This is a genomic window from Streptococcus sp. HMSC071D03, from assembly GCF_001812125.1.
GTDB classification, from domain to species: Bacteria; Bacillota; Bacilli; order Lactobacillales; family Streptococcaceae; genus Streptococcus; species Streptococcus pseudopneumoniae_N.
Window position 1 is genome coordinate 1 of the sequence record NZ_KV807775.1, and the last position, 400, is coordinate 400.

Sequence of the window (400 nt, forward strand, 5' to 3'; positions counted from 1 at the left end):
TACAACGGAAACGGCGTTTTCTCAATCGAATGAGTGTCTTATAGCCTGCACACTCTAGATAAGGGATTTTAGATTCTTTCTGGAAGTCATATTTAGTCATTTGCCCTAGGCAGCGAGGGCACACAGGTGCAGTATAATCTAGCTTAGCGATGATTTCTTTATGCGTTCCAGCATCAAGATAATCCAAGATTATGATGTTCTTATCTTTAATTTCGAGTAAGTTTGTGATAAAATTTAATTGTTCCATAAGATTCTTTCTAATGATGGTTTGGTTGCTTTTCATTATAGGTCTTATGGGACTTTTTTTCTACAACAAAATAGGCTCCATAATTCCTATGGTGGTTCTACCCACTACAGAAATTATAGAGCCCAAATTACCAGCCAGCGCCTAAAGACGCTG

1 protein-coding gene is annotated in these 400 nt (G+C 37.8%); it reads right to left on the reverse strand.

Annotated features, from left to right (window positions below; genetic code table 11):
• The coding region (locus HMPREF2837_RS07005) for a transposase family protein (protein WP_148131834.1) at positions 1–247 on the reverse strand (247 nt) is incomplete at its 3' end.
• Positions 248–400 lie beyond the last annotated feature (153 nt).